The 14,367-nt window shown below is 39.7% G+C and carries 14 protein-coding genes; all 14 read right to left on the reverse strand.

The features are described from left to right. On the reverse strand, positions 1 to 1,671 hold a 1,671-nt coding region (locus B2X72_RS22685; protein ID WP_286851559.1), incomplete at its 3' end, for a carboxypeptidase-like regulatory domain-containing protein. Positions 1,672 to 1,937: 266 nt separating this feature from the next. Beyond that, a complete protein-coding gene (locus B2X72_RS22690; protein ID WP_286851560.1) occupies positions 1,938 to 2,537 on the reverse strand; it encodes an HYC_CC_PP family protein in 600 nt (199 codons plus the stop codon). A gap of 184 nt (positions 2,538 to 2,721) precedes the next feature. Continuing rightward, positions 2,722 to 5,187, reverse strand: coding sequence for a phosphocholine-specific phospholipase C (locus B2X72_RS22695; RefSeq protein ID WP_286851561.1), 2,466 nt, complete (start codon positions 5,185 to 5,187; stop codon positions 2,722 to 2,724). A 185-nt stretch (positions 5,188 to 5,372) separates the two neighbouring features. Next, the gene (gene trpA / locus B2X72_RS22700; RefSeq protein WP_159730498.1) at positions 5,373 to 6,134 is read right to left on the reverse strand and encodes a tryptophan synthase subunit alpha; all 762 of its coding nucleotides are present in this window, start codon (positions 6,132 to 6,134) and stop codon (positions 5,373 to 5,375) included. Between the two features lie 3 nt (positions 6,135 to 6,137). Then, a complete protein-coding gene (trpB, locus tag B2X72_RS22705) occupies positions 6,138 to 7,322 on the reverse strand; it encodes a tryptophan synthase subunit beta (RefSeq protein ID WP_075991098.1) in 1,185 nt (394 codons plus the stop codon). Continuing rightward, positions 7,319 to 7,945 carry a phosphoribosylanthranilate isomerase gene (locus tag B2X72_RS22710; RefSeq protein ID WP_286851562.1) on the reverse strand — a complete coding sequence of 209 codons (627 nt, stop codon included), beginning with the start codon at positions 7,943 to 7,945 and terminating at the stop codon, positions 7,319 to 7,321. Before B2X72_RS22710 ends, trpB begins: the two co-directional genes overlap by 4 nt. A 1-nt stretch (position 7,946) precedes the next feature. After that, the gene (gene trpD / locus B2X72_RS22715; protein ID WP_286851563.1) at positions 7,947 to 8,936 is read right to left on the reverse strand and encodes an anthranilate phosphoribosyltransferase; all 990 of its coding nucleotides are present in this window, start codon (positions 8,934 to 8,936) and stop codon (positions 7,947 to 7,949) included. 350 nt (positions 8,937 to 9,286) lie between these two features. After that, entirely contained in the window at positions 9,287 to 9,754 is a 468-nt protein-coding gene (locus tag B2X72_RS22720; RefSeq protein ID WP_286851565.1) for a hypothetical protein, read from the reverse strand. A 147-nt stretch (positions 9,755 to 9,901) separates the two neighbouring features. Next, on the reverse strand, positions 9,902 to 10,123 hold the full coding sequence (locus B2X72_RS22725) for a DUF2795 domain-containing protein (RefSeq protein WP_028072584.1): 222 nt from the start codon (positions 10,121 to 10,123) through the stop codon (positions 9,902 to 9,904). Positions 10,124 to 10,245: 122 nt separating this feature from the next. Further along, positions 10,246 to 11,004, reverse strand: coding sequence for an ABC transporter ATP-binding protein (locus B2X72_RS22730; protein ID WP_075991101.1), 759 nt, complete (start codon positions 11,002 to 11,004; stop codon positions 10,246 to 10,248). Beyond that, complete coding sequence (locus B2X72_RS22735; RefSeq protein WP_286851567.1) at positions 10,986 to 11,777, reverse strand: lysophospholipid acyltransferase family protein; 792 nt, start codon at positions 11,775 to 11,777, stop codon at positions 10,986 to 10,988. Before B2X72_RS22735 ends, B2X72_RS22730 begins: the two co-directional genes overlap by 19 nt. A gap of 66 nt (positions 11,778 to 11,843) precedes the next feature. After that, positions 11,844 to 12,758 (reverse strand): substrate-binding domain-containing protein, encoded by a 915-nt coding sequence (locus B2X72_RS22740; protein ID WP_286851568.1) that lies wholly within the window; start codon positions 12,756 to 12,758, stop codon positions 11,844 to 11,846. Between the two features lie 5 nt (positions 12,759 to 12,763). Then, positions 12,764 to 13,234, reverse strand: a complete 471-nt coding sequence (locus B2X72_RS22745) for a DsrE family protein (protein WP_286851569.1) — start codon at positions 13,232 to 13,234, stop codon at positions 12,764 to 12,766. A gap of 31 nt (positions 13,235 to 13,265) precedes the next feature. Continuing rightward, complete coding sequence (locus tag B2X72_RS22750; RefSeq protein WP_286851570.1) at positions 13,266 to 14,246, reverse strand: c-type cytochrome; 981 nt, start codon at positions 14,244 to 14,246, stop codon at positions 13,266 to 13,268. Between the last annotated feature and the right edge of the window lie 121 nt (positions 14,247 to 14,367).

A 14,367-nucleotide genomic window follows, 5' to 3' on the forward strand; every position in this document is an offset into this window, starting at 1 on the left:
AAATGCTCCCGAAACCACTTCTTTCCTTTTGAAGTTTTGATCTTTTAAATACCACTCATTGTAATTGTCATAATTAATGGAGGCACCAACGCGATACTTGTGAGCGACTGTACCGATAATATCTTGAAATAAGAGGTTAGCATACCCATTTTGTTGGTCCGAATTGTAGTTATTGAGCCCAAAATAGCTTTTTTGATTGTAATTTGATCCTGCAAGCTGGAGACCTATGCTGCGGTGCTTATTTTCGGGGAACACGTAACCAATTTTAGCGAAACCTTCTACACGTTCAATATCAAACCCTAAACCATAGCGATTCGTTGTACCCTTATCTGTCTTTTCGTTAAAATCAATCTGCCCGCCTGTACGGTCGTCATTGAGATATTTTACCCCAAATTGTACCATAAGTCCTTTTCCATTTTCATAAAACCAACGGTTGACCCCAGAGAATAGATTGCCAACGGGTACATCTCTAAATCCGTTGTGACTAAAGTTCATGGATTTATTGTACATGAAATTGTCGTGCAACAGAACTGCGGTGGACCAATGCTGACCAATTTTTTGTGAAAGATTTAAGTTGACATCTGTGCGTCCCATGTTGTTCGCATAGGCATTAAAAAACAATCTTTCTGAATTTTGAGGTTTTTTCAATTCGACGTTGATCTGTCCGGCCATGTTTTCGAAACCGTTGGCTACGGAACCGATACCTTTCGCGATTTGAATTGATTCAATCCATGTTCCTGCAATAGAATTTAAACCTAAAGGAGAAGCGAGCCCACGAGGTCCGGGTAAATTTTCAACGGTTAATTGGGTATAAATACCACTAAGGCCCAGCATTTGAATCTGTTTGCTGCCTGTTACAGCATCAGCACTGACGACATCGACGGAGGCATTGGTTTCAAAGCTCTCGCTTAAATCACAGCAAGCCGCTTTGAATAACTCCTTTCCTGTAAGAACTTCCAGTCGTGCAGGTGTCATACGGTCGATGTAATTTGAGCGTCGTGTTCCTTTAACCTCGACTTCCATCAACACATTTCCTTTTGCTGTAATCATGATGACTTCATGAAGATCTTTGATGGTGATGGTGTCAGGTTTCATCCCAACATAACTTACAACCAATTTGTTGAATCCTTCTTTATGGTCCAATTTAAAAACACCATTTTCGTTTGTCCTTGTATTTTTGGTTGGAAGGTTGGCCCAGTGTAAATTGGCACCAATAATGGGTTTAAGATCCCCCTTTTCGTTTTCTTCAACGACAACACCAGTAACTGTATGTGGATGGTCATGGTTATCGGTTGTTACAATTTTCTTTTCGGGTATTTTGCCATTTTCCAATCGTGGATACATACAACATTCATGGAGTTTAGCATAGGATTCATCAGTGGCAACCAAGTTGTCTACATCATGACCAACTTGAGCAATATTTTTCTTGATTGCCTCCAGTTGAACTTTTTTGGGGTTATATTTGATTTGCAATAAGTTGTCTTCTGCATTCCAAACAGCCGTTTCTACGCCATGCATTTTTGCGGCAGTTTCAATACGTTTTTTACACATGGCACAATTCCCAGCCACGGTAAGAGTCCTCGTACTGTCGGTCTGTGCCTGTACAAATGCCAGAAAAAATAAGCATAGAATGGTTGTCGTATATATTTTTTTGAAAATTTGATTCATCATTTTAATTAAGAGTATTCGCTTCAACTAGCATTTAATTTTTACCTTCATGATACCACGCAACCACATTCAAGGGGTACGGATTTATTTTTTCAGTTCTACTACTATTTTTGCTGAATGATTTAAAATCCATTGTTTTTTGTTCCGTGACAAGCTACGGAAAGATCAATGTTGGGAATGACAGTCTGCCGTTCTCACGAAATATAAAAACTATACTGGACTTCGGTCAATTCAAGAAAATGAACTGCGTTCGGTGAAAAGAGGTGATATTAAATTCTAAAATTTTGATTGAGAATAAAAACAGGTGGGTTCTGTCTATTATCGCTCGCAAAATCGGTATACTTTAGTTTAGAAAAATCGTCCTCCTCCCCAGAGAAATGATAATAATTAAGTATCCAATGAAGCGTAACTATTGCGGGATAAAAAGCGTTAAAATCAAGATTTTGTGTTACTCGGCTGAAGTGATCGACCTTTTGTGTTTCGATCTTAACATCTTTACAGCTTCCCGTTTCATGACAGTGGTTCTGCTTTTTTTTTGCAGACTTGGCACAAAGAGGGCAGGCCATATTATGGCTTTCCGATAACGATACACTTTTTGTTTCCCCTTGGCAAAAATGAAGATGCAGTGAGGCACCACTTGCTGCGAGCAAATAGAAAAATAAGCCGATAAATAGTGCAATTTTCTTCATCGAAGCAAAAATAAAGAAAATATGTAATTTTTTTTTGTAATATTTTGGATAAATGTTATAACTTGTAGTAACAAATGAAAAACCAAAAATTACCAGAGTTATGTATTTATTATTTATCAATCCGGTCAGCTCGTATTTGTTAGCTATCTTTTTGATTGTTGGGGCAATTCTATTGTACAAGGGATTCTATCATCTGGTTCGTCGTATACAGGAATAGCACCGTGTGTTCGATCTTTTTTCGGAACACTTTATCGGACAACAACATATGTAATTTAATTCCTGAAATTTACCTATTCCAGGAAGATGTTATAAGGAAGATGTTATAATAATGGGAACATTTTTTAAATGCTCCCATTCGTTTTGTTTATCGGCTTAATAGAGGATCGCTTTTTCCCGCATTTCCAATCTCGACACGACCCGCATATTGTTCCTCAAAGTTTAGAAAACCGGCGCAGGTGAGGCGGAAATCATACCAAAAGTTTTGCTTAGCCAAATCAAAATGTATCCTAATGGATTGCCCACCTTTAAGTTGCAGACTCCTTTTTTCTTTTCCATAGCTGATATCCTCGAAAACAAGTTGCTGGGTTGTTTTCCCCTTGTTTGTACATGAAAAAGACAAACGCCCAGTAAACGCGGATTCATTTTTACTTTTTTCATAGGTACAGCGGACCTTTAACTCTGGGTTGTTTGTGTCACCTTTAAACGCTCGATAAAATCCATTTGGGCCATAGATTTCGAGGTGGTACATTTTTTTATCGAAGGCGTCTAGCGACCATTGGTCCGTTACACGATCTCCAGGAGAAACAGCATAATTTCTTGAGGTTCCAACTTCTCCTTTGTAGCTAGCAGCATGGTAGACGGTAAAAGGTGAGCCCGCAGCGTGTTTGCCAAAAATTTTATTTGAAGCTTCAAATGTGACCAAGTAATCCCCTTTGGATTGGTATTCGCCATGCACATAAAGTTCATAGGGAAGGATACATGAATCCCGGAGCCCTTTTTCTTGTTTTGGGAAGTAGGGAGAACTGCTGGGGTCTTGCTCTATTTGTTTGATCTCCATTGCGCTGAGCGCTTTGAAGCCCATGGGAAGGCCTTTGAACTTGGCTTGGTGAATCTCTTGGATAAAAGGTTCCCGTTCTAGTACAATCGGTTTGTTAATGGTTTCGCCATGATAGGGCCTAAATGCCGAAGTTAAATCTCCACATACTGCACGCCGCCAACTGCTGATGTTGGTTTCTTTTATATTTTTATTGATTTTGTGGTTAATAAACTTCTCTAGGAATTGTAAACTGGAGGTATGGTCAAACACTTGCGAATTGACCCAACCGCCTCTGGTCCATGGTGAAGCAATGATCATCGGTACACGATAGCCAAGACCGATATTGCTTTCTCTTCCGCTTTCAGGATAATATTGCTCATCACGGCGTACATATTCTAACCCAGGGTTGATTCCCGCTGATACTTTTCCGCTTTCCGTATCATCCGGATTTGGAGCTGTAAAGGGCGCAAAGTGGTCAAAATACCCATCATTCTCATCATATGTAAGTATAAAAATTGTTTTTTTCCAAACTTCTGGATTTTGGGTAAGAATGTCCATGATTTCGCTAACATACCATGCGCCAAACCAAGGGGAATCAGGATGGTCAGAAAAAAGCTGCGGTGGAGCCAGCCATGATACGGTTGGAAGTTTACCTTCCTCGACATCTTTTCGGAATTGATACAGGACATCCCCTTTAGGGATCTGTAATTCGCGCTGTTGCCCCCCTTCTTGATAATGCATTGTTTCCAATTCCATATAATCGGGCTGTGCACTGTTGTTAACAAAAGCACGGCGATGAATATCTTTTGTCCGCTCGTCGAGCTTTTCAAAGTTCTCGGCTGTATATAACTGTAATTCTTCTTGAATATGCTTGAGATTTTTCTTTAAATTTTCAAGTGCTTCCCCAGCTGTTGTTTCGCTAATTTTGCGTTCGAGATCTTCTTGTTTTAATGCCAGGATCTGACGATAGCGTGGATGATATTTGACTTGATATTGGGGGAAGTACTCCATCGGATTACAACCAAAATTGGCTAGCCAGCTGTTTGCCTCACCACTATAGCCAGCGCTACTCGAAGAAATTTCATTTTGATAGATTTTCCAGTCTACGCCTAATTCCGAAAGGCGTTCGGGGAAAGTTGTCCATGTTGCTTTCCCGCTATACTCGGAGTCTCCATTCCAAACTAAGGCCTTTCCTGTAAGATTTTCCCGGATATTGGCTGTCCAGAAATAAAGCCTATTCGGATTTGTGCCGGTGATGCTCGAACAAAAGTGTTGGTCACAGATTGTGAAAGAGTCCGCGAGAGAATAGTAAAATGGAATATCTTCGCGACTATAATGTCCCATAGTCAACGGTAGATTCGAAAATTCTTTAAATCCGGAATGTTTTACATCCAACCATTTGTTCATCTTGCCTTTATTGCGAGCATCTGTTTGATCGGTCCAGTTGTGCGGGAGACAACCCATCCAGGTAACTTTTGAATCTTTGATATCCAATCGGAAGGGAGCAAATGTTTCGCCGGATTTTTGCGTCTGAAACCAGACTTTATTCCGATTGGGTTGACGGATAGCTCTAGGATCATTGAAGCCTCTTACACCACGCAGTGTTCCAAAGGCATGATCAAATGAACGGTTTTCCTGCATTAATAAAACAACGTGTTCGGCATCATAAAACGTGCTGCCCAATGCTGGATTTATAGCCATCGCTTTCGCAATAGCGGATGGAATAACATGGGAGATAGAAGCTCCCCCAGCAAGCATAGCCGCTTTCTTTAAAAAATCTCTTCGCGTATCCATGGTTATATCAGTATTGATTTGATTGGCTGCCTATTGCTTGGTTGATCAAGGCCGCAAAGTTCTTTCTCTTCGAAAAAACACATTTTCGAAAACTGTCTTAAAAATAAGAGTTCGATCCAAGAAAAAAGACTTTAGACCGAACTCTTATTAAAAAATTAACGCTTTGCTAATTTTTAGCCTGCATGTTAAGCTTTGATAGACGCGATAAATGCTGGAATCTGTGTAAGATAATCCGGTTCTTTTAGCCGTTTGACAAATGCTGTACCTATAATGGCACCCGCCGTATGCTTACTTGCTTTTTGAAAGGTAGGTTTATCGGAGATACCGAAACCAACGATCAATGGGTTTTTTAATTGAAGATCATGTATCCGCTTGAAGTAAGCAGCTGTATCGTCTCCAACATCAAGTGTTTTACCTGTCGTTGCATTGGAAGAAAGTAAATAAATAAAGCTCCTGGAAAGGCTGTCTATTTTTCTGATTCGTTCTTCAGAAGTCTGCGGTGTTACAATGAATATATTTGCAATCCCATTTTTCTCGAACGTCTCTTTGTAAAGTTCTTCGTATTCATCCATGGGTAGGTCAGGTATAATGACACCGTTTACACCTACATTTTTACATTCTTCACAGAATCTTTCAACACCAAATTGGAGCACAGGATTAAAGTAGCCCATCAAAAATACGGGAATGCTAACATGTTTACGGAGGTCAATCAATTGATCGAACAACTTTTTTACGGTCATGCCATTTGCCAAAGAGACTTCTGAACTGTGCTGAATGACAGGTCCGTCTGCCACTGGGTCGGAATAAGGAAAACCGATTTCCAAAAAGTCCGCGCCAGCTTCTTCCAATTTCTTGGCAATACTTATTGTGCTGTCCAATGTTGGATATCCAGCTGTAAAATATATCGATAAAAGGGGAGTACCTTCTTTTTTTTCAATTGTATTCATGCCTTAAAAATCAAAGTATTTCATATAATTATCTAGATCCTTGTCACCACGTCCAGAAAGACAGACAACGACAGTCTCATCACCTTTAAAAGGTATTTTTTCCAAATAAGCCAGGGCATGAGAACTCTCAATAGCCGGTATGATACCTTCTAGTCGGGTAAGCTCAAGACCTGCCTGCATCGCTTCGTCGTCAGTCACACTTACATAGTTACCTCTGCCGGATTTGAATAACCAAGCGTGTTGAGGGCCAATACCGGGGTAATCGAGTCCTGCCGATATGGAGTAAGGTTCGATGACCTGGCCATCCGCTGTTTGCATCAGTATAGATCGGCTTCCATGTAAAACGCCCTCTTTTCCTAGTGCTGTTGTCGCAGCGGATTCGCCTGAATCAACACCATGGCCAGCTGCCTCTACGGCATACAATTGAACCGATTCTTCATCGAGGTAATGATAGAACATACCTGCCGCATTGGAGCCTCCACCGACACAAGCCAATACGATATCTGGATTTTCTCTTCCTGTTTTTGCTAATAGTTGTTTTTTCGTTTCTTCAGAAATAATAGACTGAAAGCGAGCAACCATATCGGGATAAGGGTGTGGTCCCACAACAGACCCAATGATATAATGGGTGTCGACAGGATTGTTGATCCAATCTCGCAAAGCTTCATTGGTCGCATCCTTTAGCGTTTTGGAGCCCGATGTTGCGGGAATAACTTCGGCCCCCATCATTTTCATCCGTGCTACATTTGGAGCTTGACGTTGAATATCAACTTCTCCCATGTACACTGCACATTGTATACCTTTCAGCGCACAAACGGTAGCTGTGGCAACGCCATGCTGTCCTGCGCCTGTCTCGGCAATGATGCGCTTTTTACCCAAGCGTTCCGCTAATAGAATTTGGCCAATAGTATTGTTGATTTTATGCGCTCCGGTATGGTTAAGGTCCTCCCGTTTTAAGTAAATCGTAGTTCCATATTTTTCAGATAGACGCTTGGCATGATATAATGGAGAAGGACGTCCGACATAATCGCTGAGCAGTTGGTTAAATTCCTCCTGAAAGCTCTCTTCTTCGATAATTTTGAGATATTCTTCACGTAGCTCTTTCACATTTGGATAGAGCATCTCAGGGATATAGGCTCCTCCAAAGGGACCATAATATCCTTTTTCATTGACTTGATATATACTCATTTTTTAATAGTATTTATACTGTGGCTTAATAGCTCAATATCTTTTAAGCCGGGTTCTACTTCAAATTTTGAATTTAAATCCAGTGCATATAGCCGTGGATCATTTCTTTCTAGCGCTGTTTTGATATTCTCGGGATCTAAACCGCCGCTGAGAAAATAGGGGGTAGTAAGTTTGTATTGGTCCAATAGGGACCAGTCAAATTGTACTCCTGTACCACCATAGGAACTACTTTTTGTATCAAATAAAAAGTAGTCTACAATTTTAGCGTAAGGATCCAGCTGTATCCAGTCAAAGTTTTTATCGACTCCGAAGGCTTTCACAATGCTAACTGCTGATTTTTCTTTCAATTCAAGACAGAATTCCGCAGATTCATTTCCATGCAGTTGAATTGCATTTAGTTGGAATTCAGTTATTTTATCTAGAATTTCTGAAAGGCTGGCATTGACGAAAACTCCGACCTTACTTAGGCTGTCAAGGTCCTTAATGTATGAGGAGGAGCTTTGACCAACATAACGTTTGGATTGATCATAAAATATGAATCCCATATAATCGATGCCCAAGGAGGCTACAGCGGTTATATTGTCGGGATATTTCATGCCACAAACTTTTACTTTGATCGCCATTTTATTTTTTGATTAGTTTTTGGAAACTGCGCAACGCTTTACCTCCCATCAATGAACTTTCAGCTTCATAAAAACAGTCGCCAAAAGATTTTTCGGGATTAAAGGTCTTAATCGCAAATGCGGCATTCGTCAAAACAACATTGTTCTGCACATCTGTACCCTGATTCTTCAATATAGATAAGAATGTCTGGGCCGCGTCTGCTATCGTTTCACCTCCCGTCAACTCCTGAGCTGAGACTGGGGTAAAACCAAGTTCTTCCATGTTGTAGTAATTCTCTCCTTGGTTGTTGATTACCTTAAAATCACCGGTCATGGATATCTCATCATAACCGTCCAAAGCATGAATAATGGAATATTGTTTGTTGGTGTTTTGGTATAGATAACCATACAGTCGTGCTAATTCTAAACTAAATACACCAACAGACTGAAATTTAGGATTGGAAGGATTTGTCAATGGTCCCAGCATGTTAAAGAAAGTCTTAACACCCAATGCACGACGTATCGGGGCAACGGTTTTCATGGCAGGGTGAAACAATGGCGCATGTAGGAAACAGATATTGGCTTCATCAAGTTGGCGTTGTAGCTCAGCCTTGTCGTTGCTGAACTGATAGCCTAAATATTCCATGACATTGGATGAACCACAGCTCGAAGATACCCCGATATTACCGTGTTTTGCGACATGGTAACCAGCCCCAGCAGTGATAAAAGATGCTATTGTCGAGATATTGAAGGTATTTTTACCATCCCCACCTGTACCGCAAAGGTCAATTAAATCATAACCGTTAAAATCCAGCTTGAGGCATAAATCATACATCGCGTCTCTAAACCCTCCAAGCTCTTCAACGCGAATACTGCGCATACCATAAGCCGTCATAAATGCCGCAATTTGGTGACTGTCATATTTGCCCATGGCAATGTTGGTTAGGATCTCGTAGGCTTCTTGCCGAGAAAATGTCTTGTATTCAAATAAATGCGCTAAAATTTCTTTCATGGTAATTTAAATAAAAAAAGGGCTTACCTTATTTAGGCAAGCCCATCATATCTTGACGTATTAATCAAATAATGCAATAGGAGTTTGCCACAACGTTATTCGTTGTGCCACCACCAAGCTTTATTTGATACAGTTGTTATCATTGTTATTTTTATTAATACAAATATGGTTGATAGAATTATAAAATGCAAGTGTTTTTATTGAAAAATTTTTAAGAAAGCATCATTGGCTTAATATTGCTCACAAATATACTTTAAAATAAAACCTGATAAGCGTGCATTTGTGTAAGACTAAGCGTGATATTTAAGGATTCTAAGAGCAGGCGTCTGATAAAACAGCGGCGATGAAAACTAATAGAATACAAAATGAGCTTTATTGTTCCCTTTGGAAACTAATGTAAAAGAAGCAATTTTGCTATCACGGATGACTGCCGCAAATACAAAACGCTTGAGGTATTTGACAAAGTAGACTTGTTGCGGGTCAATACCTTCGAGATCGATATCACTTGTTTCTTTTCTTCCTGCTTGAGCAAAGCTAAGATATTCCAGTTGGTTGATATCCTTGCTCTGTACATTTATCCTGATTTCATCGATGCTTGCCAATAGGTATTCCTGTAGATCTTCGTCCAGTTTTTTTGATGTTATTAGATCTTGGCTTAAAATAATATCAGTCGCTAAATTAGGATCATTCAAGCGCTGGACAAACTTTTTTAAAACAACAACCTGTTCATTGGAAGTTTGTTGTTCCTGAGCAAATAGGCTTTGGCTGGCTATACAGCCAATAAACATGAACAACACTAGCTTTAATTTTATCTTCATACTTGTAAGACTTGTCTTCATCAAAATAGATTAAAACTATGGAATAAAAACCTTCGGGAGGTTATGGATATCATACTGAGTTGTCTCCGAAAAGAGGGCGATGCCTTTAATAAAAAACGCCTTTTGAATAAAGGCGTTTTTTATTTTTTAGTATTCATCTTCATTGAAGAAGAAATCGTCTTTTGTTGGATAGTCGGGCCAAATTTCTTCGATATTTTCATATGGCTCACCATCGTCCTCAAGAGATTGTAAGTTTTCAATCACCTCAACAGGTGCACCCGAACGAATAGCGTAATCGATTAATTCATCTTTTGTTGCTGGCCATGGTGCATCTTCTAGATGCGAAGCTAATTCTAATGTCCAATACATATAAAAACAATTTAAGTTCTCTATTTTCGCAAAACTATGATTTAATTTAACTTAAGCAAGTAAATCACGTGTTATTTTTGCTGTATTAATATAAGTTGTTGATTTTTAGTGTTATAATATTTTTAGATATTCTCAAAGTCACTTCCCTTTTCGTTTAACGCATCAAGTCTTGGTGACACTGATTTGATTTCTGGGTTTGGATAATCATTTTCGATCAAGCCATCTCGCATGCGTACAATACGGTGTGCATGTAATGCGATATCCTCTTCATGTGTGACTAGAATAATGGTATTACCCTTGGAGTGAATTTCCTCCAGTAGGCCCATAATTTCAATGGACGTTTTGGTGTCAAGGTTTCCTGTTGGCTCATCGGCAAGTATAATGGAAGGATCGTTGATCAATGCTCTTGCAACAGCAACACGTTGTCGTTGTCCACCCGATAGTTCATTAGGTCTATGATCCATACGATGCCCTAAGCCGACACTTTCCAATGCTGCAGTAGCTTTTTCCTCACGTCTAACTTTATTATAGCCCGCGTAAATTAGGGGAAGCGCAACATTTTCAAGTGCTGTATTCTTTGGTAAGAGGTTAAAAGTTTGAAAGACAAAACCAATTTCTTTGTTCCTTACTTCGGCGAGTTCATCGTCAGTCATGTCACTCACATTAATCCCATTGAGGATATATTCTCCTCGGCTTGGCGTATCCAAGCAACCGAGAATGTTCATTAACGTGGATTTGCCTGATCCTGAAGGCCCCATTAAGGCCACAAATTCTCCTTTATGGATGTTGAGTGTAACGGAGCTTAAGGCATGAATTGTTTCCGCACCAATTTGGTATTCTCTAGCAATATCCTTGATTTCGATTAAGATCTTTCCTGACATATTTTTTGGAGGTTCTCTAGGTTATGAAAATACGATTTATTCTTCATAATCCAATAGGAATGCATTTTGTCGTATACAACTTTTTCTAGTTCCGATGCATTATCATCGTTAAAATCTTTAGTTTCTATCGGGTTGAATACATGGATTTTAACTATTCCCGGGCGAGATCCCCTTTTCGAGCCGTCATCGAAAAAGATATCCCAGGCATTTTCTATGATAATAGGCACTGTGGGAACGTCATTTTGAATAGCGATTCGAAAGGCTCCGGATTTAAATGCGTGAATCTGCGGGGGGAAACCATCATCGATTTTTCCTTCTGGAAAGATAACGACACTTCTACCATTTCGGACGAGTTCATTGGCACGTTGGAAGGCCTTGAAAGAAGAAACTTTACTTCTTCTTGTGACGGGGATATCTATTGTTTTGAAAAAAATACGTGTAACCGGATTTTTAAGCAATGAAGCTTTTCCGATAAATGAAAAAGGAGCTGGGCACAAATAGGTGAGGGCCGTTATATCCAAGACCGAAGTATGATTGGGACACAATACCATGGAACGGTTCCAATCTATTTTTGATTCATAGCTCACCTTAAAAAATACACCAGCTAGGGACGAACCACCAACTGATACCCAGCGTCGCATACGGGCGATTCTAGCATAGTTTTTTTCGGGACGTCGTGCTAAAAAATAGATATAAGGGAAAAACAGAAGAAAAACAAGTAGAACGCTGATAAAATACCAATACCGATGGAGTTTTTTGAGCAATAGAATCATACAAGTCAACTAATTTTGACCTAAAGTAAAGAAAGAAAATGGATAATTAATTATCCATTTTCTTTTTTATTCTACTGTGAAACCATATTTCTTGTAAATATTCTTGGCCGTTGGTGAGTCCATGAATTTTAAAAAGTCATCTGCAGCCTGCGCATGGGGTGCGTTTTTCAGTTTTGCAGCGACGTAAGTTGCAGTTGTATTTTGCGCATCAGGAATGGTGATCCCTTCAACTGGATGGCCAATTAGTTTTTGGTAAACGACTTCAGAAGCCCAAACGGGAGCCGCATCGGCCTGTCCATACAATATTCGCATGGGGCTTTCGCGATGGTGGATCTTGGTCAGATAAGTGCTGCCATCTTTGACCTTATCATCCATGATTTTCGTGACGAGTTGTTCGCCCCCGGCTTTTTTATAAGATGCTTTGATCTGCTCGCCAATTCCTTCCCATTGGGGATTGGGCATGCTGATACGAACTTTGTCATTCCCCAGGTCATTCAATGTTCTGATATTAGCGGGATTTCCTTTTGGAATCATCAAACAGATATTGTTGTAGCAATAAACCTGTGTATGGCTGAAGTAATCTGCCATCTCGTTGATCGCTCGTTTGCTCGCTGTGTAAATATCGGGCTTATGCGTAATACGTAGATTGCCTATCGTGATTGATCCGCCTTTAATCTGTTTAGCTAAAATGCCCGGCGGCAGGGTTTCAACAAAAATACGTTCGTATTGTGGGTATTCTTTTTTGAATGATGCAAGTAGATCATCGACAACCATAAATTGATTGCCAGCGAAAAAGACAGTAAGCTGCGGATTCTCGATATCACCATATAAATCTGGAATATTGTCTATCCCGGGTACCGTAAAATTTAGAGCCGATTCTGGTGGATTATTCCAGGGGGGATCAAAACGATGTTCTTGTGCCTTAATTTCCTGCGCTCCCAATAATGCTATAGTTAGACCAAGCAGTAGAAAATTTTTCATTATACTTATGGTTTAACGATAACCCAACCTTCATTTGCTCTTAAGATTAATTCACCATTTCCGCTAGGAACATAGCCTATAAAATCAAATAGTCCTTCTTTGGCAATATGTTTCTCTTCCAACGTATTCAGGCACTGGGCTACGATAACGCCTTTCTCGACGAGGTCTTTCAAAGGTTTCTCATATTGGCTGTTCTTTTTTAGGTAAGCTTCGGTACCACCGGAAAATGCAACCAACTCAATCTGTAAGTGTCCTTTTAACCGTGGGTCTTTCAAAACATTGTTAATATTACGGATTGCTTTTTCAATTGTTTTTGGATCATTGCTGTCCAGCTGATAAATGGCTTTATACGCTTTTTTCTTAGCAACGGCACCGCTATACTGATGGTTATTGAGCAACAATTTATTGTCCTGTGCTTTCGCTTGAATAGTCATTATCGCTACTAAAATGCAAGCGATTGTAAATTGTTTTTTCATATTTATTATTGATTTAATGGGGAATTTATGTTTAAAAATTAAAAGGTCCGAGTTTATGTTGTTCTATACTAACGTTATCGGCATAAGGTGGATAGGGGCTATCTTTGGGTTTTTTGCTTAGATTAGGATAGTCCAATTGCTTGTTTGTTTTTTGAGGTCTATCGAAAGAATTGATATATGCTGCGACATCATAGGCCTCGTCGTCTTTCAATTGAGGTGCATCATAAGTTGCGCCTAAAGGCATATTAGCTTTGATAAAACGAGCCGCGGTAAGCAATCGTGCCATTCCAGCACCATCATTGTAGCTGTCTTTTCCCCATAAGGGTGGATATTGATATCCTTTTCCCGCTGTTTGTGGTAGCCCCTGACCATCCTTTCCATGGCAACTTGTACATTTATTCTCAAAGACCAATTGACCATGTTTCAAGTCCGCAGCACGGTTGGGAATATCCATTTTTATAAATCCTTGGCCTGCCAACCGACCTTTATTAACTGTATTTATGCTGATGTTTTTAATATAGGTGATAATGGCTCTCATTTCCTTGCTATTTTCAGGAATGGCTCGGCCGTTCATGCTTCTCTCAAAGCAACCGTTGATGCGCTCTTCAAGTGATTCAACCTTATTTTCTCGTCCAATATAGGTTGGAAAGACATTGGTGAGCCCGACATAAGGGGCGGCAAAAGCCTTTGTGCCTCCATTGAGATGGCAGCTGCTGCAGGCAAGCTTGTTCCCGATTTTGACCTCCCCATCATAGAAATAATCGTATGTATTTTTGATTAGCTTTTCACCATAACTGGCCATTTTACCTTCGGGATTATCTTTGAATGAGATTTCCTTAAATTGGGAAACGTGCGTAATAAGCGAGTCGTTGCGCATTTCAAGAGAATCTGTTTGCTTTTTGTTTTCCTCATGTTTTAGTGGAAATACACATAAGGTCGTACATGTAATAACCAATGCTACAATGATCCAGCTGAGTGCCTTTAAATAATCTGTTAGTTTTTTATATTCCATTACGCTAATTCATTTGTACAAATCTAGCCGCCTCAAATCTGGAATTAAAACGAAGTTTGTTTATGAGATATAACATTTGGTTATAACTTGAAGTTTTGCCGCAAACAGAATTGCAGAAACT

Origin of the sequence: Sphingobacterium sp. UBA7253 (genome assembly GCF_002472745.1) — a bacterium.
GTDB classification, from domain to species: Bacteria; Bacteroidota; Bacteroidia; order Sphingobacteriales; family Sphingobacteriaceae; genus Sphingobacterium; species Sphingobacterium siyangense.

Bases quoted from the DNA above. Each gene is read 5' to 3' on its own strand.
- B2X72_RS22745 (WP_286851569.1), bottom strand. From the start codon at position 13,234: ATGAAAAAACAATTTACAATCGCTTGCATTTTAGTAGCGATAATGACT.
- B2X72_RS22725 (WP_028072584.1), bottom strand. From the start codon at position 10,123: ATGTATTGGACATTAGAATTAGCTTCGCATCTAGAAGATGCACCATGG.
- B2X72_RS22710 (WP_286851562.1), bottom strand. From the start codon at position 7,945: ATGGCGATCAAAGTAAAAGTTTGTGGCATGAAATATCCCGACAATATA.
- B2X72_RS22750 (WP_286851570.1), bottom strand. From the start codon at position 14,246: ATGGAATATAAAAAACTAACAGATTATTTAAAGGCACTCAGCTGGATC.
- trpD (WP_286851563.1), bottom strand. From the start codon at position 8,936: ATGAAAGAAATTTTAGCGCATTTATTTGAATACAAGACATTTTCTCGG.
- B2X72_RS22695 (WP_286851561.1), bottom strand. From the start codon at position 5,187: ATGGATACGCGAAGAGATTTTTTAAAGAAAGCGGCTATGCTTGCTGGG.
- B2X72_RS22735 (WP_286851567.1), bottom strand. From the start codon at position 11,777: ATGATTCTATTGCTCAAAAAACTCCATCGGTATTGGTATTTTATCAGC.
- B2X72_RS22730 (WP_075991101.1), bottom strand. From the start codon at position 11,004: ATGTCAGGAAAGATCTTAATCGAAATCAAGGATATTGCTAGAGAATAC.
- trpA (WP_159730498.1), bottom strand. From the start codon at position 6,134: ATGAATACAATTGAAAAAAAAGAAGGTACTCCCCTTTTATCGATATAT.
- trpB (WP_075991098.1), bottom strand. From the start codon at position 7,322: ATGAGTATATATCAAGTCAATGAAAAAGGATATTATGGTCCCTTTGGA.
- B2X72_RS22720 (WP_286851565.1), bottom strand. From the start codon at position 9,754: ATGAAGATAAAATTAAAGCTAGTGTTGTTCATGTTTATTGGCTGTATA.
- B2X72_RS22740 (WP_286851568.1), bottom strand. From the start codon at position 12,758: ATGAAAAATTTTCTACTGCTTGGTCTAACTATAGCATTATTGGGAGCG.